This is a genomic window from Rhodococcus sp. 06-470-2, from assembly GCF_002258235.1.
Classification (GTDB): Bacteria; Actinomycetota; Actinomycetes; order Mycobacteriales; family Mycobacteriaceae; genus Rhodococcoides.
This window is the reverse complement of the sequence record NZ_NOYB01000032.1, coordinates 451,344-474,118: the sequence shown is the minus strand read 5'-3', so window position 1 is coordinate 474,118 and position 22,775 is coordinate 451,344. Positions and strand designations below refer to the sequence as shown.

The following is a 22,775-nucleotide window of genomic DNA, read 5'->3' as shown; positions in this document are numbered from 1 at the left end:
CATCGATGCCCGATACCTCCAGCACCGAGGTCAAGTACCCGGTGACGACCCGCGCGTTCGGGTTGGCGATCATCGTCCTGAGCGGCCTGCAGTTGATGGTGGTGCTCGACGGCACCGTCGCCAATCTCGCTCTGGCACCGTTGCAGGCCGATCTGGGTCTCTCCGATGCCGGACGCAACTGGGTGCTCACCTCGTACGCCCTCGCCTTCGGCGGGCTGATGCTCCTGGGCGGCAGACTCGGCGACGCCTTCGGCCGCAAGAAGATGTTCCTGGCCGGCGTCGTACTGTTCACCGTCGCCTCCCTGCTGTGCGGGCTCGCGGTCAACGAGGCGACGCTGGTAGCGGCTCGTGCGCTCCAAGGCGTCGGAGCCGCGGTGGCGTCGCCCACGGCGTTCGCGTTGGTGGCGACCACGTTCGCGCCGGGCCCGGTTCGAAATCAGGCCATCGCGATCTACGCGGCCATGACCGGTGTCGGCTCCATCGCCGGGCTGATCATCGGCGGTGCGTTGACCGAGGTGTCGTGGCGGTGGATCTTCCTGATCAACGTGCCTATCGGTGTCGTCATCGTGGTGCTCGCAGTCGTGTCGCTGCAGGAGACGGTGGGGGCGAGGCTACCGCTCGATGTGCCGGGAGCGATTCTGGCGACGCTCGGCTGCACCGGCGTCGTGTTGGCTCTGAGCGAGGGCACCGAACTGGGCTGGACCAACCCGATCGTCATCGTCTCGCTGCTCGCCGGCCTGCTGTTCCTCGGGTTGTTCCTGATGGTCGAGCGACGCGCCGACAACCCACTGCTTCCGTTCTCGCTGTTCGGCAGCCGAGACCGCGTGGCAACGTTCGTGGCCATCTTCTTCGCCGGTGGGGTGATGTTCTGCCTCGCCGCGTACGTGGCACTGTTCGTTCAGGACATCCTGGGATACAGCCCGTTGCACGCGGGCCTGGCGTTCGTGCCGTTCGCCTTCGGCCTCGGTGCCGCCGCATTCCTGGCCTCGCAGCTGGTGACGCGCATCGCCCCACGGTGGCTGATTCTGAGCGGCGCCGTCATCATGGTCGGTTGGCTGATGGTGTCGGTTGCGACCATGAACGCGGACTCGTCGTACTTCCCCGGACTGTTCTTCCCCGTCATCGGCATCGGATTCGGCGTCGGCCTGACGGTCGTGCCGCTCCCGCTGTGCGCCATCGCCGGAGTGAGCCCCACCGAGATCGGCCCCTTGACCGCCATCGCCCTGGTTGCTCAGACCCTCGGCGGGCCCTTGGCGCTGGCCGTGATCGGCGCGCTGGTGACCTCCCGCACCCTGTCGTTGGGCGGCATTTCCGGACCGGCGACGCTGATGAACGACACCCAGCTCGATGCGTTGAGCTCGGGCTACATGTTCGCGCTGTTCTGCTGCGCCGTCTGCGCCGTGGTCGCGGGAATCGCTGCGGTGTTCATTCGTTTCACCCCGCAGCAGGTCGCACAGGCCCAGGCCGCTCAGGAAAACGCCCAGAAGGGGTAACGAGCAGCGCCGATCACACGCCGAGGACGGCCTTGGCGATGAGGAAGTAGACGATCAATCCCGTCGCGTCGCAGAAGGTGGAGATGAAGGGTGTCGAGAAGACCGCCGGGTCGACACCGATCTTCCTGGCGATCAGCGGCATCGCTCCGCCGACAGTGGCTGCGAGTGTGCAGATCGACAACAGCGTCGTACCGATGACGAGCCCGAGGTGCCAGTCGTAGACGAGTCCTGCGATCACGAAGCCGAGGGTGCCGAGCATCGCACCCATCGTCGCTCCGACCCGAATCTCGCGAAACAGCACCGCGGCTATGTCTCGCGGTCGCACGTCACCGAGCGCGAGTGCCCGCGTGACGGTGGTCGCGGCCTGCGAGCCGGTGTTGCCGCCGGTTCCGGTCAGCAGCGGAATGAACAGCGCGAGAGTGACGACGGCGGCGAGCGCGTGCTCGAAGATCTCGAGCACCTGCACCGTGAGGATCGCCGACAGGGCCAGCACCAGCAACCACACCACGCGGGAGCGAACGATGGACAGCACAGGCGTCGACAGATACGGTCTGCGCAGCGGCTCCGAGCCGCCGGCGCGGGCAGCATCCTCGTCCTCGGCTTCTTCCAGGATTCGTGACGACTGCTCGAGTGTGAGAATGCCGATCAGCCGTTGCTCGGAATCGACCACGACCACTGCAGGACTGCGGTGCTCGAAGCACAGTCGGGCGGCTTCCTCCGCCGACGAATCGGCCTTGACCACCGGATGATCCGAGTACAGCTCCCCGACGGGAGTGGTCGGTGCCGCAGTCGCCAGATCGGCGAGGGTCACCACCCCCAGCAGAGTTCGGTGATCGTCGGTGATCGGTAACAGGTACACCGACTCGGCGTCCGAGCCGGTGCGTCGCACGGCATCGAGTGCGTCGGCAGTGGTCGCGGCACTGCGCAGCCGAACGAACTCCGGGCTCATGCGGCGACCGACCGACCCGCGCTCGTACCCCAGCATGGGGGCGGTGAGCGCGCGCTCGTCGGGAGACAGGCCAACCAACAGTCGATGTGCCACGTTGGAGGGGAGTTCGTCGAGCAGTTCGACACGGTCGTCGGGGTCGAGATCCTCGAACAGAGCGATCACATCGTCACTGCGAAGACTCTCGAACAACTCGCCGCGAACGGTGGCGTCGAACCGCTCGAAGACCGTGACCGCTTCGTCCTTCGGCAGCAGACGAAACAACACCGCTCGTCGAGACGAGTCGACCCGCTCGAGCATGCGCACCGCATCGGTGGTCGACAGCTCGGCCATCAGAGTGGACAGGGCGGCCATGTCGCGGTCGGTCAGCAGATCGGACGTACGGGTCATGATGTCGTCGAGAGTTTCGGGCACGGAACCATTTTGCCTTGCGTACGAGCGGTGGACTCGAACACCTCAGCGCGAGAGGTCCGCTCGATCCGCCGCAGCCTGCCCCGAATCCCAGCCCTCGGCGTCCAGGCGGGGGCCGCGCATCGGCTTCGCCGTCGGGAACAGTCGATCGAACTCGGCTTCGACGGCGACGGTCTGCGCGGCGAGAATCGGTAGCAGATCACCTGATTCGTGACGAGCCTCTTCGAGTGCGAGCGCGTCGGCATCGGTGAGGCGGTCTCCGATGCGGACGGCATAGGCGTACAGAAACGCCTTGCCGAACGCCGCCGATCCGGCTTTCCTGCGCTTCTTCGCCTGCGGTGAATGCCCGAGGGCGCGCGTTGCCTGAACCAGCAGCGAGGTGAACAGCAACTCGGTCTGTTCCACGTCCACCGGAGCCCCGACCAGGGTTGCGACGGCGAACTCCGGATCCCAGATCGCCTTGACGCGGTTGGCGGTTGCGACGACGTGCAGGAGTTGCGCCTTGGCGGGCGCATGGGGGCCGTCGACATGTACCCGTCGGCCGTGAATGTCGATGTGGCCCTGAGAGAGCAACATGGTGTCGATGGAGTAGCGCGTCATCAACTCCTGCGCCTTGGCCGTCAGTGTCTCGGCCTCCTCCTCGAAATCCGTGGCGTCGGCCTTGGCCAGCAGTCCGCGAATCTTGCTCAGCATCTTGGTGTTCGGTGAGTCGGTACCGGCGACACCGGTCACCGTGGGACGAGTGCGCGGCCATTGGGACGGCTTGGGGCCGAGTCGAGGCCACCGGGGCAGCGTCTGCCATCGGCCGAGCAGGGTGAGCACGTCGAGCCACTGATCACTGGCTGCGATGTAATCGGACTTACCCGAGGAGGCCAGGTACGCGGTCAGGAAATCGGGCGTGGCCTCCACCCGCGCCGCAACCTTGGGGAACTGCTCACAGATCGTGGACATCTGATCCACCCAGTCCTGCGGGGCCCGTGCATCGGCGTCGGTGAGGTCGGCCTGATGCAGCAGCACCGCGGCAGCGAGATCGGCGACGGCCACCGTGTGCTGACGCCGCACGACATGCACCAGATCCATGGGCTGCCAGCCGTTTTCGTACATCGCCTCGATCATGTTCGTCAGCGCCCGAGAGCCGAGTTCGGTCGCGTCCATCGACACCAGCCGATCCGCGACGTCGTCGGCGACGCGCTGGCTCCTGGTCTTGCCGACCGATGCGTCGGCACCGAGGCGGAGCAGTCCCGGAATGTCGTTCATTCGGTGAGCACGATCAATTCGGTGCTCGACGCCACTTCGACCCGAAGGCCGGCCTTGGATGCAACGCGCGCAACAGCTTTCACGTCCTTCGGCTCGGCGGTGGTCAGGGTCAATGCGCGTGCCAGCAGACCCTTGTGATGCTTGTTGAAGTGGCTCACCACCGATCGGCTGCCGTCGGGCTTCTCGGTGAGCACCGTTGCGGTGATCGCGCCCGGGACGGGACCGAGTTGCTGATAGGTGCCCGATCGCAGGTCGACGACGATCCCCTCGTCCTCGGCGTCGATGGCATCGGAGAGTTCGGGCTTCCAATGTGATCGCAGCGTTCCGAAATTCGGAACGGTCGAGCCACCGGAGAGACGGTAGGACGGAATCGGATCGGAGGCACGGACGGCCCCGAACAGTGCCGAGCCGATCCACAGCCTCGCGTTCGCTCTGGCCCGACCGGCACGGGTGAACGACGCCGCGTCGAGGGCGTCGTAGAGCACGCCGGTGTACCGCTGCAGCGCAGGGGTGGTGGGTGAGGTCCACAACCGGGCGTTGCGTTCGATCTCGTCGACCTGAGTGGGGCCGAGGCCGAGCGCCGTGATCGATGCGTCGACGTCGCTGGACAGTTCCACCAGCGCGTCGGCGAGCTTTCGGCGAAGCGGCGTCAGCGAGGGCAACGACAGGCGGTCCAGATCGAGGGGTGCTCCGGAACCGCCGTCGGACTTCGTCTCGGAGGGAGGCAGCAGAATCAGCACGGGCTCGAGGCTACTCACTGCACGGCCGCCTGCTCACAGGCACTGCGTGAGCGACTAGTCTGACAACCTGTGATCACCCGTCTTTCGCAGTTGTTCCTTCGTACCCTTCGCGACGACCCGGCCGACGCCGAGGTCGACAGTCACAAGTTGTTGGTCCGCGCCGGTTACGTCCGCCGTATCGCGCCGGGCGTCTACTCCTGGTTGCCGCTGGGTCTGCGGGTGCTTCGGCAGGTCGAGCGTGTCGTGCGCGAGGAGATGAACGCCATCGGTGCGCAGGAGATATCCCTGCCCGCACTGCTGCCGCGCGAGCCGTACGAGACCACCAATCGGTGGACCGAATACGGCGACGCCCTGTTCCGGTTGCAGGATCGCAAGGGCAACGACATGCTGCTCGGCCCCACGCACGAGGAACTGTTCGCGCTGACGGTCAAGGCCGAGTACAACTCGTACAAGGACCTGCCGGTCACGCTCTACCAGATTCAGACCAAGTACCGCGACGAAGAGCGTCCCCGCGCCGGCATTCTGCGTGGCCGCGAGTTCGTGATGAAGGACTCGTACTCCTTCGACATGGACGAGGACGGACTGAAGAAGTCCTACGCCGCCCACCGTGAGGCGTACCAGCGCATCTTCGCCCGCCTCGGGGTCAGCTACGTCATCGTCGCCGCGACGTCCGGTGCCATGGGAGGCAGCGCCTCCGAGGAATTCCTGGCCGAGAGCGACATCGGTGAGGACACCTACGTGCGCTGCATCGAGTCGGGATACGCGGCCAATGTCGAGGCCGTCACCACGCCGGCACCTGCGCCGCTGCCGATCGAAGGGCAGCCCGCTGCCGTCGATCACGAGACCGGCGACACCCCCACCATCGCGACCCTGGTGGAGTGGGCCAACTCCGCAGATCTCGGACGCACCGTCACCGGCGCGGACACACTCAAGAACATCCTGCTCAAGGTGCGGGGCGCCGAAGGGGAGTGGGAACTGCTCGCCATCGGCCTGCCCGGTGACCGCGAGGTGGACGAGAAGCGCCTCGAAGCGTCACTCGAGCCTGCCGAATTCGCTCTGCTCACCGACGCGGACTTCGCGGCCAATCCGTTCCTCGTCAAGGGGTACATCGGGCCTCGTGCCTTGCAGGCCAACGGAGTTCGGTACCTCGTCGATCCCCGGGTGGTCGACGGCACGTCGTGGATCACCGGCGCGGACGTCAAGGGCAAGCACGTGGTCAACCTCGTCGCCGGTCGCGATTTCGTTCCCGACGGCACCATCGAAGCAGCCGAGGTGCGTGACGGCGACATGTCTCCCGACGGTCGTGGACCGCTCGTCAGTGCTCGCGGAATCGAGATCGGACACATCTTCCAGCTCGGCTACAAGTACACCGATGCGTTCTCTGTCGACGTCCTCGGTGAGACCGGCAAGCCGGTTCGCCTGACTCAGGGTTCCTACGGCGTCGGCGTCTCGCGTCTGGTCGCCGTGATCGCCGAGCAGATGCACGACGACAAGGGTCTGCGGTGGCCGTCGGAGGTTGCACCTGCCGATGTCCACCTGGTGATCGCGAACAAGGACGACGCTGCGCGAGCGGGTGCGGAATCCATTGCGACCCAACTCGATTCCCAGGGCATCGAGGTGCTGTTCGACGATCGCAAGGCCTCGCCCGGAGTGAAGTTCAAGGACTCGGAACTGATCGGTGTTCCGCTGGTGGTCGTTCTCGGCCGGGGTTGGGCCGACGGCAAGGTCGAGATCCGTGATCGCTTCACCGGTGAGAGTCGCGAACTCGACATCGACTCGGCGGTCGAGGGGATCGTCGAGGCCGTGCGGCGCACGCCGTAGGACAGTCTCGCGATCTTTCTGCGCGGTCGGTTACCCGCTGGTAGCTTCGGGTCACCGACTAGGAGAGGTCACACCGTGGCTCAGTATTCGCTGTTCGATCCGACAACGTTCGGTCCGGCCGAACTGGACGAGGAATCTCGCCGACAACTGCGCGCACTGATCGAGTGGTTCGAAAGTCGCGGCAAGGGCAGACTCCTGGCCGACGATCTGGACAGCGTCTGGCCGGCCGACTTTCTCGAATTCGTCGCCGAGAAGAAGCTGTTCGCGACCTTCTCCACGCCCGCCGCGTACGCGGAGGGATCGCCGAACACGCGGTGGGACGCTGCACGCAACGCTGCCCTGAGCGAGGTTCTCGGGTTCTACGGACTGGCCTACTGGTACACCTGGCAGGTCACCGTGCTGGGTCTGGGCCCCATCTGGATGAGTGCCAACGACGACGCCAAACGCCGCGCCGCACGCGAGCTGGACCGCGGCGGGGTGATGGCGTTCGGACTGTCCGAGCGCGCACACGGAGCCGATGTCTACTCCACGGACATGCTGTTGACGCCCGCGTCCGAGGATTCCGAGCTCGAGTTCACCGCGTCGGGGGAGAAGTACTACATCGGAAACGGCAACGTTGCGGGCATGGTCTCGGTGTTCGGCCGACGCACCGACGTGGACGGACCCGATTCGTACGTGTTCTTCGTGGCCGACAGCTCGCATCCGGCCTACCGGCTTCGCGAGAGCGTCGTCCACGGGCAGATGTACGTCAGCACGTTCGCGCTCGAGAACTACCCCGTCCGGCAGCAGGACATCCTGCACACCGGTTCCGATGCGTTCTCGGCCGCGCTGAACACGGTCAACGTCGGCAAATTCAACCTCTGCACCGGCTCCATCGGCATCTGCGAGCACGCGTTCTACGAGGCGATCACGCACGCGAACAACCGAATTCTGTACGGCAATCGCGTCACCGACTTCCCGCACGTGCGCAGCGCATTCGTCGACGGCTACTCGCGTCTGATCGCCATGAAGCTGTTCAGTGCTCGGGCGCTGGACTACTTCCGCGGCGCGGGAGCCGAGGATCGGCGCTACCTCCTGTTCAATCCGATGACCAAGGCCAAGGTCACCTCGGAGGGCGAAACGGTCGTCCGTCTGTTGCACGACGTCATCGCGGCCAAGGGGTACGAGAAGAACACCTACTTCCGTGAGGCAGCCCAGTTGATCGGAACACTTCCCAAACTCGAGGGCACCGTGCACGTCAACGTCGCCCTGATGCTCAAGTTCATGCCTGCCTACATGTTCTCGCCCACCGACTACCCCGATGTCGGCACTCGGACCGAGCCGGTGGACGACAGCTTCTTCTTCGCTCAGGGCCCGGCAAGGGGTGCGAGTTCGGTGCGGTTCCACGACTGGAATCCGGTGTACCGGAAGCACTCCGGTATCCCCAATGTCGGACGGTTCTACGAGCAGGCGCAGGCGTTCAGGGCGTTTCTCGCCGAGTGCGCGCCCGACGAAGCGCAGCAGAAGGACCTCGACTTCCTGCTCGTGGTCGGCCACCTGTTCTCGCTCGTCGTCTACGGTCACCTTCTGCTCGAGCAGGCCGACGAGATCTCGACCGAGATGATGGACCAGATCTTCGATTTCCAGATCAGGGACTTCTCCGGTTACGCCGTCGCGCTGTACGGGAAGCCGTCGTCGACTGCTGCACAACAACAGTGGGCTCTGGATGCGATTCGCAAGCCGGTGGTCGACGAAGGCCGTTTCGAGACGGTCTGGAACGAGGTCGTCTCGTACGACGGTCGGTACGAGATGCGTCCCTGATCGTCACAGCGCTCCGGGATCGGTCGGAACGAGCTTCGTCCCGAACGCGCACATCGTCATCTCGTGCAGTCCAGCGCTGTCCTCGGGATGCTCCGGTGCCTGCATCGACATCAGGACGTTGAGCAGCATTCCGTGCGCGATGAACGCGCGTGCCTGATCTTCCGAACAGCCCGTTCCGTTGCGGATCTGGCTGTAGATCGCGCCCATTCCTTCTCGGGCCTGCCGGCCGATCTCGGGTACCGCCCCTGCGCCGAACCCGTGCATCATGACCATCAACAGGTCGCGATCGGCCACCAGGTCGGCGTAGGCACCCCCGAGGTCGGCCCAGGTCCGGTCGTCGGCCGGGTCGAGGGGGCCCGAAGCCAGGACTCGGTCGAACGCCGTCATGATGCCGTCGATGGAGCGTTGGAACACGAGCCGGAACAATTCGACCTTGGTTCCGAACATACGGACCACGTACGGCTGCGATACGCCGGCCAGTTTCGCCACTGCGTCGGTACTCGTTCCGGCGTAACCCCCGCGTGCGAACGCCTGTGTCGCGGCGTCGAGGACGAGTTCGCGGCGGTCGGCCGCGTCCATCCGGGTGGCTCTGGGCTTGGCGATCGAGGCGTCGGACATGTTGACAGGTTATCAGTCGATAACTTACGGTCTGGATTAAGTAATCATTCGATGCTTACAAGCTCCAAGACGGGACGTCCACCATGACCGCCACAACCTCTCCGCCTGCAGTGCAACCGGCCACTCGGAACGTTCCGGTGTGGCTCGGCATCGTCGCAGCATCCCTGCCGATGTTCATGGCAACGCTCGACAATCTCGTGATGACCAGTGCACTCCCGGTCATCCAGCAGGATCTGAACGCCTCTGTCGGACAACTGCAGTGGTTCCTCAACGCGTACACCCTCAGCTTCGCGACGTTCATGCTCACAGCGGCGACGCTCGGTGACCGATGGGGCAGACGCGCGGTGTTCCTCGGCGGAATCGCCGTCTTCACCGCCGCCTCCGTTGCCAGCGCGCTCGCCACGACTCCAGCGATGCTCATCGCGGCACGCGCAGTACAAGGAATCGGTGCTGCCGCGATCATGCCCTTGTCCCTGGCCCTGCTCGCCGCGGTCGTGCCGGTGGGCAAGCGTGCGATGGCAATCGGTATCTGGGGAGGAGTCTCCGGCCTCGGCGTCGCACTGGGGCCGGTGGTCGGCGGAGCCGTCGTCGACGGGATCTCATGGCAGGCGATCTTCTGGATCAACGTACCGGTGGCACTCGTCGCAATACCGCTGGCGTACATCGCGCTGAAGGAAACCGCAGGGCGCAGCCGACCGCTCGATCTGCTCGGCGTGGTCCTCTCGGGCGGCGGAGTCTTCCTCCTGATCTGGGCGGTGGTGCACGGCAACGACGACGGGTGGGCGTCGGCGACGGTGCTCGCCGGCTTCATCGGCTCGGCGGTACTGCTCGTGGCCTTCGTCCTGCGTGCCTCGCGCACCCGATACTCGGTGCTGCCCCTTGCCCTGTTCCGTTCGCGCAGCTTCACCATCGCCAACATCATCGGAATCATGTTCTCGCTCGGCATGTTCGGCGCGGTGTTCCTCCTCGCGCAGTACCTGCAGATCGTCATGAACTACACGCCGTTCCAGGCCGGACTACGCACCCTGCCGTGGACTGCCGCACCGATGGTGGTCGCGCCGATCGCCGGTCTGCTCGCCGAGCGCGTCGGGCTGCGCGGACTACTGGTCGGCGGCCTGGCGCTGCAGTCGGTCTCGCTCGTGTGGATGGCGCTGATTCTGGGACCCGATACCGAGTACCCGGCGATGGTCCCGGCGTTGCTGATGGCCGGAGTGGGCATGGGACTGACGTTCGCTCCGTCCGCCACGGCGGTGCTGCGCGATATGAAGGACGACGATCACGCCACCGCGAGCAGCGCGAACTCCACCGTGCGGGAGGTGGGTATCGCGCTCGGCATCGCGGTGCTGACTGCGGTGTTCATCGGAGCGGGTGGATCACTGACGCCCACCGGTTACACCGACGCCCTGGCACCGGCACTGCTGGTCGGTGCAGGGGCAGTGGCGATCGGACTCGTGGCGGCGCTGTTCATGCCGGGACGTTCCGCCGGACCGGCAGGCGCGATCACGGTTGGCCGGGAAATGCCGTCGACGACGGACTGACGCCCAGAATCTGCTGCCACGTCGCGAGGCGAACCGCGGCGTCGGTCAGTGCCTGCACTGCCATGTCGCGGGTCGCTCCCGACCGGCTGCGTTCGATCGACGAACGCCACGCGATGCTCGTGTCGATCTCCGCCTGCGCGGCCAACTGCGCAGCCGAGATCGCGTCGGTCACCGGGAACGGGGACGCGTACGCCGGGTCGGGCAGTGGCACAGTGACGCTCGCCGCCTGGAGCGCATCGATGGTCGCGTCTCGGCGCGCGCGGTGAGCGGCAGTGTTCGACGCCACCAGTTCGGCGCGCGTCGGGTTGGAGAACGCCGCGACGACGCCGTAGGCGAACACCGCCGCGTACTCCGCGTGCAGGGCATCGACCAGGCCTTGCTGTTCCGGACCGAGATCGCTCATGCCAGAACCACCAGGGCCGAGACGGTGCACGAGGCGCTGATCGATCCGAGAAGGCCTGCCCGGTAACCACTTTCGTTGCGAGCCGCATCCGCTGCGCTGCGAGCGGACGCAGTCAACATCTCCCGTACGGCGGCCAGGTCGGGCGGCGGCGTCGTGGGAGCCGGTGTGGTGGTGGCCGTGACCGACGACGTGTCGGTCGAGGTGCCGGTGGCGCGGGCGATCTCGGTGTCGAGCGCATCGGCGTGTTCGGTCCGCTGCGCCGCAACGATTCCGAGTGCGGCCGCGTAGTCGGCGATCACGGCCGCGGCCGCGGTCGCATCGGCGGCATCGGCTCGGGCTGCGCGTAACTGCGCGGTCAGGGTATCGAGGGCAGGACCGGAGATCTCTTCTCTGCCGCAGGCCACCATCGTGGAAACGGTGGTCGCCGACAGTACGGCGGCACCGGCGAGTCGGAACAACCCGCGGCGACTGAGCGCGAAGGGGACGGTCGGCGATGGCACTCCGATATCGTGCCAGACCGCAGCGCCGGCACGCGCCGTGCCCGTGTGTCGCGTCGACCGATCGTGGTCACGAGCAGTGCCTGCGGGGCGGTAGGCTGTTGGTTCACCAAACGCAGTCCGGCTGCCGCACGCCGGATCGCCCACAACTACACACGAGGAGTTCGCGACATGCCTGTTCCGTCCAAGGAAAGGGTTGTCGAACTGCTCGCCGACCTCGTTCGGGAACGGGGTTACGACCTCGAAGACGTGAACGTCGTCGCCGCAGGAAAACACAGTGCAGTCCGGATCATGGTCGATCGCGAAGAGGGAATCGACCTCGACGCGCTCCCGGAACTGAGCCGCGAGATCTCGGACGCCTTCGATGCCGTGACCGATTTCGGGGAAGCCCCGTACACCCTGGAAGTCACCACCCCTGGAATCGACCGCCCGCTGACCGAGGCTCGGCATTGGCGTCGGGCCCGCGGACGCAAGGTGCGTATCGAGCTCGGCGACGGCAAGTTCGACGGTCGCGTCGGCGTGCTCGACGGTGATTCGGTCACCGTGGTGACCAAGGAGAAGGGTGTGCTGGCGACTCGCTCCGTTGCACTGTCCGATGTAGTGAAAGCTGTTGTACAGGTGGAGTTCTCGCGGCCGAGTGTCGAAGAGATGGACCTGGCGGGTGGTGTGGTCGGAGGTCGGCCGTCACCCGCGAACACCGATGAGATCGTGGACGTGGAAGCACCGGAAGAAGGGTCGGACAAGTGAATATCGACATTGCCGCATTGCGTGCCATCGAGGCGGACAAGGGAATTCCGATCGAGATGGTGATCTCGACGATTCAGACCGCGTTGCTGACGGCCTACCGGCACACCGAGGGGCACCAGTCCAACGCGTGGATCGACGTCGATCGCAAGACCGGTTCCGTTCGAGTGATGGCCAAGGAAATCGACGCCGACGGCAATGTGATCTCCGAGTGGGACGACACCCCGGAAGGCTTCGGACGCATCGCGGCGACCACGGCGCGTCAGGTCATCCTGCAGCGCCTGCGCGACGCCGAGCACGAGCGGTCGTTCGGTGAGTACGCCACACACGAGGGCGAGATCGTCAACGGCGTCATCCAGCGCGACACGCGCGCCAACGCCAAGGGCACCGTCATCGTCCGCATCGGCAGTGACGCCAACGGAGCCGACGGCCTCCTGCCGCCCGCCGAGCAGGTGCCGGGTGAAAGCTACGAGCACGGCGAACGCATCAAGTGCTACGTCGTCGGAGTCGCCCGAGGTAATCGGGGTCCGCAGATCACGTTGTCGCGCACCCATCCGAATCTGGTGCGCAAGCTGTTCGCCCTCGAGGTGCCCGAGATCGCCGACGGTTCGGTCGACATCGTCGCAGTGGCCCGCGAGTCGGGGCACCGCTCGAAGATCGCCGTTGCCTCCACCGTGTCCGGTCTCAACGCCAAAGGCGCGTGCATCGGGCCGATGGGGCAGCGCGTGCGCAACGTGATGAGCGAACTTGCCGGCGAGAAGATCGACATCATCGACTTCGACGAGGATCCGGCCACGTTCGTCGGGAATGCACTGTCCCCGTCGAAGGTTGTCTCTGTGACCGTCGTCGACGCGGTTGCTCGCGCGGCCCGGGTCGTGGTGCCCGAGTATCAGCTTTCTCTGGCCATCGGCAAGGAAGGGCAGAACGCTCGACTGGCCGCTCGACTGACCGGCTGGCGCATCGACATCCGCAGCGATGCGGCGGCACCCGAGACGACCAGCGCATAGGGCCGGAATGCGGAGTTCGGGGCAATACAGCGGTAGAGTGGTCGATGGTTCGGTAACGACCTCTCGTCCCAGAGGCATGAACGCGAGTATCCGGTGGTGACAAGCCGGCCGATTCGTACATGCATCGGGTGCAGGGAGCGACTGCCGGCCGCCGATCTGTTGAGGATCGTGGTTCGAGAAGCTGGTTCGCACGAATTCGCTCTCGTCCCCGACGTCCGGCATTCGATGTCCGGCCGTGGTGCGTGGTTGCACTACAGCCGAGAATGCCTGCACAATGCGGAACGACGCCGAGTCTTCGGACGTGCGTTTCGGATATCGGGAAATGTGGACTCGTCCGCAGTGACAGTCGTGCTCGACGAGTACGAGCAGCTGCAGGCCGAGAACACGACAAGAGCAACACCCGTCGACAAGAACAGGCAACAGCACTGATGAGCACACCGTGAAGCACCAACGATGAACGTCCATCGGAGATAACCCGAGGTCGTGCGGGCACCAAGCCTCGCTCGGCCTCTCAGTGAGGAGAGCAGTGGCAGGCAAGGCCCGCGTGCACGAGTTGGCAAAAGAACTCGGTGTCACCAGTAAGGAACTACTCGCACGGCTCAAAGAGCAGGGCGAGTTCGTCAAGTCCGCATCATCCACAGTCGAAGCCCCAGTGGCACGTCGACTTCGTGAATCCTTCCCGTCCGACGGTGCAGACGCGTCCGCACCCGCCGCAGCTGCACCGAACGGTCGCGCAGCGGCCGATCGCGCTGCAGGCAGCACCGCGAAGCCGGGCGCAGCGAAACCGGGCGGACCCCGTCCCGGCCCCAAGCCGGCACCCCGTCCGGCAGAGCCGGAAGCACCCGCAGCGCAAGCTCCGGCGGAGGCAGCTCCCGCTGCGCCCGCAACTCCGGCAGCCGCACCGGCTCCGGCCCCGGCAGCGCCGACCCCTTCGCCCGCAGCGCCCGCCGCTCCGGTCGAGCAGGCTCCGGCCGCGTCGGCTGCGACCAGCGACGCTGCACCGGCCCCGGCAGCTCCCAAGCCAGCAGGTCCCGGCCCCAAGCCCGGCCCCAAGGCTCCGCGTGTCGGTAACAACCCGTACTCCTCGGCTCCCGTGGAGCGACCGGCTCCCCGTCCCGCACCCGGTGCTCCGCGCCCCGGTGGCGGACGGCCGGCTCCCGGACAGGGTGGACCCCGTCCCGCAACACCGTCCGGTGGCACTCGTCCGGCTCCCGGCCAGGGTGGGCCCCGTCCCGCACCGGGCCAGGCCGGACCTCGCCCGAGCCCGGGCTCGATGCCTCCTCGCCCCAACCCCGGTGCCATGCCGACCCGTTCGGCACGTCCCGGTCCCGCAGCAGGTCGTCCCGGTCGTCCCGGTGGCGCTCCGGGCGGACGTCCCGGCGGCGGCGGTGGTGGCGGTGGTTACCGCGGCGGCGGCGCTCCCGGTGCTCCCGGTGGTGCCCCCGCAGGCGGCGCTCCCGCAGGTGGTTTCCGCGGTCGTCCCGGCGGCGGTGGACGCCCCGGTCAGCGCGGCGCAGCAGCAGGTGCATTCGGTCGTCCCGGCGGAGCAGTTCGTCGTGGCCGCAAGTCGAAGCGGGCGAAACGCGCCGAGTACGAGAGCATGCAGGCTCCCGCAGTCGGCGGCGTCAGGCTGCCCCGCGGCAACGGTGAGACCATCCGTCTCGCCCGCGGCGCATCGCTGTCGGACTTCGCGGACAAGATCGACGCGAACCCGGCCGCACTCGTGCAGGCCCTGTTCAACCTCGGCGAGATGGTCACCGCGACGCAGTCCGTCAACGACGAGACGCTGGAGCTTCTCGGCGGCGAGATGAACTACGTCGTTCAGGTCGTCAGCCCGGAGGACGAGGATCGTGAGCTGCTCGACTCGTTCGACCTCACCTACGGCGAGGATGCCGGCGGCGAGGAAGACCTGGAACAGCGTCCCCCGGTCGTCACCGTCATGGGCCACGTCGATCACGGTAAGACGCGACTGCTCGACTCGATTCGTAACACCACGGTGCGCGAAGGCGAGGCAGGCGGAATCACGCAGCACATCGGTGCGTACCAGGTGCTGACCGAGCTCGAGGGCAACGAGCGTCTCGTGACGTTCATCGACACCCCCGGTCACGAGGCCTTCACGGCCATGCGTGCCCGTGGTGCCAAGGCCACCGACCTCGCGATCCTCGTGGTCGCAGCCGACGACGGCGTCATGCCGCAGACGGTGGAGGCCATCAACCACGCCCAGGCGGCCGACGTGCCGATCGTGGTCGCGGTGAACAAGATCGACAAGGAAGGCGCGAACCCGGACAAGATCCGGCAGCAGCTCACCGAATACGGTCTGGTCGCCGAGGAATACGGCGGCGAGACGATGTTCGTCGACATCTCCGCCAAGCAGGGCACCAACATCGATGCCCTCCTCGAAGCGGTGCTGCTGACGGCCGACGCGTCGCTCGATCTGCGTGCCAACCCGGACATGGACGCGCAGGGTGTCGCCATCGAGGCGCACCTCGACCGTGGTCGTGGCCCCGTCGCGACCGTGCTCATCGCTCGCGGAACGCTCCGGGTCGGTGACTCGATCGTCGCAGGCGACGCGTACGGACGCGTTCGTCGAATGGTCGACGAGCACGGCGAGGACGTCACCGAAGCGATGCCGTCCCGTCCGGTGCAGGTCATCGGCTTCACGTCGGTGCCCGGTGCAGGCGACAACCTGTTGGTCGTCGACGAGGATCGGATCGCCCGTCAGATCGCCGACCGTCGAAATGCGCGCAAGCGCAATGCGTTGGCTGCCAAGAGCCGCAAGCGCATCAGCCTCGACGATCTCGATGCAGCTCTGAAGGAGACCTCGCAGCTGAACTTGATCCTCAAGGGCGACAACTCGGGAACCGTGGAAGCACTCGAAGAGGCGCTGCTCGGTATCGAGATCGACGACGAGGTGGAGCTGCGCGTCATCGACCGCGGTGTCGGTGGCGTCACGGAGACCAACGTCAACCTGGCGTCGGCATCCAACGCGATCATCATCGGCTTCAACGTTCGAGCGGAGGGCAAGGCCACCGAGCTGGCCAACCGCGAAGGCGTCGACATCCGGTACTACTCGGTGATCTACCAGGCCATCGACGAGATCGAGAAGGCCCTCAAGGGCATGCTCAAGCCGGTGTACGAGGAGGTCGCCCTCGGGCAGGCCGAGATTCGCGCGCTGTTCCGTTCCTCCAAGGTCGGAAACATCGCCGGTTGCCTCGTCACCTCCGGTACGATCCGTCGCAACGCAAAGGCGCGGCTCATCCGAGACAGTGCAGTTGTCGCGGAAACCGTCACGATCTCCTCGCTCCGCCGCGAGAAGGACGACGCGACGGAGGTTCGTGAGGGATACGAGTGTGGTTTGACGGTGACGTACTCCGACATCAAGGTGGGCGATGTCATCGAGGCGTACGAACTCCGTGAAAAGCCGCGCGACTAGAACCGATGCGGAGCCGTTCGGCTCCGCATCCGGTCGCGTCGGCTCGGTGGTGAAGCCAGGGGAGTGACACTGCGCTCCGACTTTCGAGCCGGTGGTGGTACGACAGCTGTACCACCACCGGCTTTGTCGTCGAAGCTGATCGAAGGACGTCAGCGTGTATCTGGGTGCTTTGGAGTTGGACGTGTTGTTGGGGGACGTGCGTTCGCTCGCCGAGAAAAGGTCGATGGTGGAACCGGTCCTCGGTGATCTCCAACGGCTGGGAGTGTCGGCGGCCGAAACCGGTGAGCGAGAACGTATTCGGCGGTCCCTGCTGGGGGTCGCTGCAGCCGGTACCGATGTAGATCTACTGCACGACAAACTGGACGAGTGCGAACGGCATGTCGCCGAACGCAACGATCTGGAACTGTTGGCGGTACGCCGGAGAATCTTCGGACCCGAGGATTGATCCGGTGCCTGTGCCGAGCACTGTCCGGCAGAGGTGGAGTGCACAACCGTCGGTACGTCGCGAGAATCGACGTCCGGCCATGAAAGAGGAGTGTGATTGTCGTGGTGGATCAGGCCAGGGCTCGAAAGTTGTCCAAGCGAATCGCCGCCATCGTTGCGACGGCGATCGATCACGAGATCAAGGATCCCCGGCTGGCGTTCGTGACCATCACCGATACCAAGGTGACCGCCGACCTGCACGACGCAACGGTGTACTACACCGTCATGGGTGAAGACCTCGATACTCCGCCCGACCTGCAGGCTGCCGCAGCAGGACTCGAGAAGGCCAAGGGCGTCCTGCGCTCGAAGGTCGGGGCAGGAACGGGTGTGCGGTACACGCCGACGTTGACGTTCGTGACCGACACGGTGCCCGACACCGCACGCCACATGGAAGACCTTCTCGAACGCGCCCGAGTGGCCGACGAGGAACTGGCCCGCGCCCGTGCGAACGCCAAGCCCGCAGGCGACCCCGACCCATACAAAGCCCCGCGCGAGCCTGCAGACGTCGAGCCCGCCGAAGCCGACTGACATGGCCGATGGTTCGGGGTCGGTGTCGGAGACCGACGAGGATCTGACCCGGGCGATCGAGATGCTCGAACGTGCATCCTCGGTGACCGTGCTGTGTCACGTTCAGCCCGATGCAGACACGATCGGCAGTGGGCTCGCGCTCGGTTCGGTACTCGAACGTCGCGGTGCGAGGGTCCAGGTGGCGTTCGCAGCTCCGTCGTCTCTGCCCGAGTCGATGGACGAGCTGCCGGGAAGGCACCTTCTCGTCGACGCCGACAAGGTCACGGACACCGTCGACCTGGTAATCACCGTCGACGCCGGAAGTCGTGGCCGGCTGGGTTCGCTGGGCGCTCGGCTCGATTCCGCGTCGGCGAGCCTCGTGATCGATCATCACCGCAGCAACACCCGATTCGGAACGGTCAACGTGGTGGATGCCTCCGCGGAGTCGACCACCGCTGTGATCGCGCGGATGTTGGACCAGTGGGGTGTGGAGATCGACGCAGATCTGGCTCACCTGCTGTTCGCGGGCCTGGTCACCGACACCGGTTCGTTCCGGTGGGTTCGTCCCGGGTCGCACCTGCTGGCCGAACGACTGCTGGCGACGGGCATCGACGGCGCCCACATCGCTCGCAAACTGCTCGACACCCATCCGTTCGAGTGGCTCCCGATGCTCGGTTCGGTCCTGGGTTCGGCCTCGCTGATTCCCGATGCCGTCGACGGACGCGGGCTGGTGTACGCCGTGATTCGCAGCGAGGATTCGGCCGGGTTGCGCTCCGAGGAGATCGAGAGCGTGATCGACATCGTGCGCACCACCTCCGAAGCCGAGGTGGCCGCCGTGCTCAAGCAGCAGGACTTCGGCTCGATCTGGGTGGTTTCCCTGCGCTCGAAGACCGAGGTCGACGTCTCGGCTGTGGCGTGCGAACTCGGCGGCGGCGGGCACCGGAATGCAGCCGGCTACACCGCGACCGGCGAATTGTCCGACGTGATCGAAGCGCTGCGCGGAGCCTTGTCCACGTCGTGAGCTCCACTCCGGTCACCGCTCGAAAGATTCTCGGCCTGTCGCTGCCCTCCCTCGGCGTCCTCGCCGCCGAACCTCTCTACCTGTTGTTCGACGCAGCCGTGATCGGCAGGCTGGGTGCCTTGGCCCTCGCGGGCCTGGCGATCGGCGGGCTCGTGCTGGCCCAGGTCAGCACCCAGCTGACCTTTCTGTCCTACGGCACGACCGCGCGCGCGGCTCGTATGCACGGTGCCGGTCGCGAACGTGATGCTGTCGGCGAGGGTGTGCAGGCAACCTGGTTGGCCTTCGCGATCGGTATCGCCATCGTCGCGGTGATGCAACTCGCGGCAGAGCCCGTGGTGTCGGTACTCACCGGAGGTGGCGACATCGCCGCCGAGGCTCTCGCGTGGCTACGGGTGGCTCTGCTGGGTGTGCCGTTCATCCTGGTGTCTCTGGCCGGAAACGGATGGATGCGCGGAGTCCAGAACACGGTGACCCCACTGCGTTTCGTCGTGTTCGGCTTCGGTGTGTCGGCAGTTCTGTGCCCACTGCTGGTTCATGGGCTGCTCGGATTCCCGCGTCTGGAGCTGGTGGGATCGGCCGTGGCCAACGTGATCGGGCAGGGCCTCGCCGGTGCGCTGTTCGTGTTCGCAGTCGTGCGAGCGAGCACCGAGTTGCGCCCGCGCTGGTCGGTGATGCGCGCGCAGCTGGTGTTGGGACGCGACCTGATCGTGCGCAGCCTGGCGTTCCAAGCCTGCTTCCTGTCTGCCGCTGCGGTCGCGTCGCGCTTCGGTGCGGCGTCGGTCGCCGCCAATCAGGTGGTCCTGCACATGTGGAACCTGGTGTCGCTGATGCTCGATTCCTTGGCGATCGCCGCTCAGACCCTGGTGGGTGCAGCCCTCGGCGCGAGCAGGACCGACGACGCGCGCGCACTCGCGTGGCGGCTGACCGCATGGTCGACGGTCTTCGCGGTCGTCCTCGCAGGCGTGTTCGCGGTCGGACGCTCGTTCGTCCCGGAGTTGTTCACCACCGACGCATCGGTCATCGACGAGATGCATGCGATCTGGTGGATCTTCGTGGCGATCATTCCCGTTGCGGGCGTGGTGTTCGCGCTGGACGGAGTGCTGCTCGGCAGTGGCGATGCTGCGTTTCTGCGGAACGCGACCATGGCGTGCGCCGTCGTGGGCTTTCTACCGTTCATCTGGTCGGCTCTGGTGTTCGACTGGGGGTTGGTCGGGATCTGGACCGGGCTCGGCGTCTTCGTCGGGCTACGCATGCTCGCCGTCGCGGGACGGGCGCTGTCCGGTAAGTGGTTGGTCGTCGGCAGCGACCGCCAACTACGCCACTGACCGTCGGTCAGGGCTGCGACGGCAACGCGGGGTGTAACGCCACCTCGTGGCTCTTGACGACGAAGAACACGCTGCGGCCGGGCTCGAGCCCGAGATCCGATACCGCAGCCGGGGTGATGTCGGCGGCCATGCCGGGGGAACCGTCGGGTTGCGGACGTGACCGAACACGAATGCCGGAGCCCTGCACCTCCATCTCCTCGATCACCACCTCGAACACGTTGCGGGGGCTTGCATGCGGTGGTGTCGGGTGTACCGACACAGCGGCGGGGGAGAACACCGCTACCAGTGGAGTGTCGGTGGCGTGCCGCCCGGAGCCGTGCACCGTCACTCCCCAGTCGGTGGTCAGGGACGTCGAGTCGTCGGCGTCGACGGCCCGTCCCGAGATCAGGTTCACCCCGGCGATGCGGGCACCGAATTCGCTGCGAGGGGCAGTGAGGACCTCGGTGACCGAGCCTCTCTCGACGACGCGCCCGCCGTCGACGACTGCGACGGAATCGGCGAGTGCAACGACGTCGAGCAGGTCGTGGGTCACGATCAAGGCCGTGCGGCCGCTCTCGCGCAACACCGTGCGCAGCACGCGCCGAATGCCCGGTGCCGTGTCGACATCCAGTGCCGCCAGGGGTTCGTCGAGCAGCAGCAGGTGTGGATCGGCCGCGAGAGCGCGCGCGATGGCGATACGTTGGGCCTGGCCGCCGGACAACTGCGCAGGGCGGCGATCGGCCAGGTGGGAGGCTCCGACGGCGTCGAGCCAGGTATCGGCGACGGTTCGCGCGGTGGCGCGGTCCGCGCCGGCGCTGCGTGGTGCGAAGGCCACGTTCGTGCGAGCGTCCATGTGAGGAAACAGCAGAGCTTCCTGAGCGAGGGTCGCAACGCCTCGCGCATGAATCGGCACGGCGGTGTTCGAGGCGGTGTCGGTCAACACGTCCTCGCCCAGTCGGACGATTCCGTGGTCGGGTGCCACCACGCCCGAGACGAGTTGCAGCAGTGTCGATTTGCCCGCCCCGTTCGGCCCCAGAACAGCCACCGTCTCGCCCTCGCGGGCATCGAGTTCGAGATCGATGCCGCGGATACCGAGGGTGGCCCTCAGGTGTAGTGAACTCACAGCGTTCCCGACGATCGGGTGCCGCGTGCGGTGACGACAACGAGTGCCGCGACGAGAATCAGCACCAGCGACAGCGCCACCGCGGCATCGGGGTCGCTCTCGCGCTGCAGGTAGATTTCCAGCGGCAGCGTCCTGGTCACGCCTTCGAGAGAACCGGCGAAGGTCAACGTCGCGCCGAATTCTCCGAGTGCGCGGGCGAAGGCGAGGACTGTTCCGGACATCAGTCCGGGAAGAATCAGTGGAACGGTGACCCGCCGTAGGACGGTCGTGGGGGTGGCACCGAGGGTGGCAGCCACCACGTCGTATCGGTCGCCGGCCGTACGGAGGGCACCCTCGACGCCGACGACGAGGAAGGGGAGCGACACGAACACCTGCGCCAACACGACGGCCGAGGTGGTGAACGCTATTCGAATACCGAAGGCTTCGAGGTGCTCGCCCAACAGGCCTTGGCGTCCGAAGGTGTAGAGCAGCGCGATGCCGCCGACCACCGGGGGAAGAACCAAGGGCAGGACGACGAGAGAGCGAAGGATCGACAGCCCTCGAATCGAGCTGCGCGAGAGCACGATTGCCATCGGCACGCCCAGAAGCACGCACACTGCGGTGCTGGCCGTCGCTGTCTTCAGGCTCAGAACCAGTGCTGCGACGGCGGATTCGGAGGTGACGAGACCGAGAAAATTCGACCAGTCGATTCGGGTGAACATCGCGGCCAACGGCAACACGACGAGCAGGGCGCCCACGGCGGCCGGTGCGAATATCCACGGCGGTACCCCGACGGTCGGACGGCGTCCTGCCGATGGTTGCCCGCCGTCGACGGCTCTGGCGGTCACGGCGCCGCGAAACCGGCTCGACCGAGCACGTCTCGGCCGACGGGTCCGGTGACGAACTCGGTGAATGCGCGCGCTGTGTCGGGGTTGCCGCAACCCCGCAGTGTCGCGATCGGGTAGGTGTTGACGGCCTCGCTCGACTCCTCGAAGGGCACCGTGGTCACGGCTGCGCCTGCTCCGGCGGCGTCGGTGACGTAGACCAGTCCGGCATCGGCCTGCCCCGAGGTAACCTTGCCCAGTACGTCGGTGACCGAGGATTCCTCGCTTACGGCCGGGACGAGCGTGCCGGTTGCGGTCTCGACCGCGGCCGTCGCCGCACCGCAGGGCACCTGGGGCGCGCAGATCACGGTCAGAACATCGGGGTTCGCCAGATCGGCGAACGAGGCTATGCGGTTCGGGTTTCCGGGGGCGGTCACGATGGTCAGAGTGTTGGACGCGAAGTCGACGGGACTGCCGGCCACCAGATTCTCGTCGACCGTCGCGGTCATGTTCTTCGTATCCGCGGAGGCGAAGACGTCGGCGGGCGCGCCGGAGATCAGCTGTGCGGCCAGATCGGACGAACCCGCGAAACTGAACTCCACCGAGGTTCCGGGGTGTTCGGCCTCGAAGCGGGTACCGAGATCGGTGAACGTCGCGCGAAGCGATGCTGCGGCGAAGACCGTGATCTCGCCTCCGACTGCGTGGGCGTCCAAGGCCGCATCGGGCGTTGTCGAATCGGACTGCGAGCTGCATCCGACGAGCATCAGGGTGGCTGTAACCACGAGGGCGGATACCTGGCGCATTGTCTTCACGAACATCTCCTGCG

At 66.3% G+C, this 22,775-nt stretch carries 21 protein-coding genes; 12 read left to right on the top strand and 9 right to left on the bottom strand.

Annotated elements, in window-relative coordinates; genetic code table 11:
• Positions 1 to 5 precede the first annotated feature (5 nt).
• Positions 6 to 1,493 carry an MFS transporter gene (locus CH276_RS17845; protein ID WP_045195540.1) on the top strand — a complete coding sequence of 496 codons (1,488 nt, stop codon included), beginning with the start codon at positions 6 to 8 and terminating at the stop codon, positions 1,491 to 1,493.
• A gap of 13 nt (positions 1,494 to 1,506) precedes the next feature.
• Here CH276_RS17845 and mgtE read toward each other — a convergent pair whose 3' ends face one another.
• The 3 genes from mgtE to yaaA are packed head-to-tail and all read right to left on the bottom strand — an operon-like array spanning position 1,507 to position 4,847.
• The gene (gene mgtE / locus CH276_RS17840) at positions 1,507 to 2,853 is read right to left on the bottom strand and encodes a magnesium transporter (RefSeq protein ID WP_094631766.1); all 1,347 of its coding nucleotides are present in this window, start codon (positions 2,851 to 2,853) and stop codon (positions 1,507 to 1,509) included.
• A gap of 42 nt (positions 2,854 to 2,895) precedes the next feature.
• Positions 2,896 to 4,107 carry a DUF2786 domain-containing protein gene (locus tag CH276_RS17835; RefSeq protein WP_094631765.1) on the bottom strand — a complete coding sequence of 404 codons (1,212 nt, stop codon included), beginning with the start codon at positions 4,105 to 4,107 and terminating at the stop codon, positions 2,896 to 2,898.
• On the bottom strand, positions 4,104 to 4,847 hold the full coding sequence (gene yaaA / locus CH276_RS17830; RefSeq protein WP_094631764.1) for a peroxide stress protein YaaA: 744 nt from the start codon (positions 4,845 to 4,847) through the stop codon (positions 4,104 to 4,106). The genes CH276_RS17835 and yaaA overlap by 4 nt, the downstream gene beginning before the upstream one ends.
• 69 nt (positions 4,848 to 4,916) lie before the next feature.
• Between yaaA and CH276_RS17825 the strand changes: the two genes are divergently transcribed.
• Both CH276_RS17825 and CH276_RS17820 read left to right on the top strand, forming a co-directional pair.
• Entirely contained in the window at positions 4,917 to 6,668 is a 1,752-nt protein-coding gene (locus CH276_RS17825) for a proline--tRNA ligase (RefSeq protein WP_032397830.1), read from the top strand.
• Between the two features lie 75 nt (positions 6,669 to 6,743).
• Positions 6,744 to 8,468, top strand: a complete 1,725-nt coding sequence (locus CH276_RS17820) for an acyl-CoA dehydrogenase family protein (protein WP_094631763.1) — start codon at positions 6,744 to 6,746, stop codon at positions 8,466 to 8,468.
• Between the two features lie 3 nt (positions 8,469 to 8,471).
• Here CH276_RS17820 and CH276_RS17815 read toward each other — a convergent pair whose 3' ends face one another.
• Positions 8,472 to 9,086, bottom strand: coding sequence for a TetR/AcrR family transcriptional regulator (locus tag CH276_RS17815; protein ID WP_045195533.1), 615 nt, complete (start codon positions 9,084 to 9,086; stop codon positions 8,472 to 8,474).
• Between the two features lie 83 nt (positions 9,087 to 9,169).
• Between CH276_RS17815 and CH276_RS17810 the strand changes: the two genes are divergently transcribed.
• Positions 9,170 to 10,624 carry a DHA2 family efflux MFS transporter permease subunit gene (locus tag CH276_RS17810; RefSeq protein WP_045195531.1) on the top strand — a complete coding sequence of 485 codons (1,455 nt, stop codon included), beginning with the start codon at positions 9,170 to 9,172 and terminating at the stop codon, positions 10,622 to 10,624.
• On the opposite strand, the gene CH276_RS17805 is transcribed toward CH276_RS17810, so the two are convergent.
• Positions 10,587 to 11,027, bottom strand: a complete 441-nt coding sequence (locus CH276_RS17805; RefSeq protein ID WP_032397833.1) for a ferritin-like domain-containing protein — start codon at positions 11,025 to 11,027, stop codon at positions 10,587 to 10,589. The two genes, CH276_RS17810 and CH276_RS17805, sit on opposite strands and share 38 nt — an antisense overlap.
• Entirely contained in the window at positions 11,024 to 11,527 is a 504-nt protein-coding gene (locus CH276_RS17800; protein ID WP_094631762.1) for a hypothetical protein, read from the bottom strand. The genes CH276_RS17805 and CH276_RS17800 overlap by 4 nt, the downstream gene beginning before the upstream one ends.
• A 168-nt stretch (positions 11,528 to 11,695) precedes the next feature.
• Here CH276_RS17800 and rimP point away from each other — a divergent pair, with 168 nt between their 5' ends.
• The 8 genes from rimP to CH276_RS17760 all read left to right on the top strand — a co-directional run bounded on the left by rimP (position 11,696) and on the right by CH276_RS17760 (position 20,044).
• Complete coding sequence (gene rimP, locus CH276_RS17795; protein ID WP_094631829.1) at positions 11,696 to 12,271, top strand: ribosome maturation factor RimP; 576 nt, start codon at positions 11,696 to 11,698, stop codon at positions 12,269 to 12,271.
• Entirely contained in the window at positions 12,268 to 13,275 is a 1,008-nt protein-coding gene (gene nusA / locus CH276_RS17790) for a transcription termination factor NusA (RefSeq protein ID WP_032397835.1), read from the top strand. The genes rimP and nusA overlap by 4 nt, the downstream gene beginning before the upstream one ends.
• Positions 13,276 to 13,368: 93 nt before the next feature.
• Positions 13,369 to 13,704, top strand: coding sequence for a YlxR family protein (locus tag CH276_RS17785; RefSeq protein ID WP_373557300.1), 336 nt, complete (start codon positions 13,369 to 13,371; stop codon positions 13,702 to 13,704).
• Positions 13,705 to 13,801: 97 nt separating this feature from the next.
• On the top strand, positions 13,802 to 16,708 hold the full coding sequence (infB, locus tag CH276_RS17780) for a translation initiation factor IF-2 (protein ID WP_032397836.1): 2,907 nt from the start codon (positions 13,802 to 13,804) through the stop codon (positions 16,706 to 16,708).
• Positions 16,709 to 16,862: 154 nt separating this feature from the next.
• Positions 16,863 to 17,153: a DUF503 domain-containing protein gene (locus tag CH276_RS17775; RefSeq protein WP_032397837.1), complete on the top strand. Its 291-nt coding sequence runs from the start codon at positions 16,863 to 16,865 to the stop codon at positions 17,151 to 17,153.
• 101 nt (positions 17,154 to 17,254) lie between these two features.
• On the top strand, positions 17,255 to 17,719 hold the full coding sequence (gene rbfA, locus CH276_RS17770) for a 30S ribosome-binding factor RbfA (RefSeq protein WP_032398371.1): 465 nt from the start codon (positions 17,255 to 17,257) through the stop codon (positions 17,717 to 17,719).
• 1 nt (position 17,720) lies between these two features.
• On the top strand, positions 17,721 to 18,719 hold the full coding sequence (locus tag CH276_RS17765) for a DHH family phosphoesterase (RefSeq protein WP_094631761.1): 999 nt from the start codon (positions 17,721 to 17,723) through the stop codon (positions 18,717 to 18,719).
• Positions 18,716 to 20,044: an MATE family efflux transporter gene (locus tag CH276_RS17760; RefSeq protein ID WP_094631760.1), complete on the top strand. Its 1,329-nt coding sequence runs from the start codon at positions 18,716 to 18,718 to the stop codon at positions 20,042 to 20,044. Before CH276_RS17765 ends, CH276_RS17760 begins: the two co-directional genes overlap by 4 nt.
• Positions 20,045 to 20,051: 7 nt before the next feature.
• On the opposite strand, the gene CH276_RS17755 is transcribed toward CH276_RS17760, so the two are convergent.
• The 3 genes from CH276_RS17755 to modA are packed head-to-tail and all read right to left on the bottom strand — an operon-like array spanning position 20,052 to position 22,767.
• Positions 20,052 to 21,146: a sulfate/molybdate ABC transporter ATP-binding protein gene (locus tag CH276_RS17755; RefSeq protein WP_094631759.1), complete on the bottom strand. Its 1,095-nt coding sequence runs from the start codon at positions 21,144 to 21,146 to the stop codon at positions 20,052 to 20,054.
• Positions 21,143 to 21,973, bottom strand: coding sequence for an ABC transporter permease (locus CH276_RS17750; RefSeq protein ID WP_045195519.1), 831 nt, complete (start codon positions 21,971 to 21,973; stop codon positions 21,143 to 21,145). The genes CH276_RS17755 and CH276_RS17750 overlap by 4 nt, the downstream gene beginning before the upstream one ends.
• Positions 21,970 to 22,767, bottom strand: a complete 798-nt coding sequence (gene modA / locus CH276_RS17745; RefSeq protein ID WP_441344240.1) for a molybdate ABC transporter substrate-binding protein — start codon at positions 22,765 to 22,767, stop codon at positions 21,970 to 21,972. Before modA ends, CH276_RS17750 begins: the two co-directional genes overlap by 4 nt.
• Between the last annotated feature and the right edge of the window lie 8 nt (positions 22,768 to 22,775).